General features: G+C 78.9%; 1 protein-coding gene. It reads right to left on the reverse strand.

All coding sequences use genetic code 11. The annotated features are described in order from the left end of the window. On the reverse strand, positions 1–247 hold a 247-nt coding region (locus GTW08_RS13955; protein ID WP_161152015.1), incomplete at both ends, for a hypothetical protein.

The raw sequence follows: 247 nt of genomic DNA on the forward strand, positions 1-247 counted from the left end.
AACTCGCGCTCGGACAGCCGCAGGGCCGCGTCGACCGGGCCGAGCGGCTGGGTCATCGCCGCCGCGACCTGGTGGGCGGCGAACCAGGCGGCGCGGTCGTCGTCGTGCACGACGGAGCCGTCGAGGCCGGGCAGGTCGAACAGCGCGACGCCGACGGGCAGCGTCTCCGGCCCCGCCGGTCCGGCGAAGCGGTCCAGGGCCTCGGCGGTGGGCAGACCGCTCGCCGGGTCGACCGCGGCGGCGGCAC

The sequence above is a fragment of the Pseudonocardia sp. SID8383 genome (genome assembly GCF_009864975.1).
Lineage (GTDB): Bacteria > Actinomycetota > Actinomycetes > Mycobacteriales > Pseudonocardiaceae > Pseudonocardia > Pseudonocardia alni.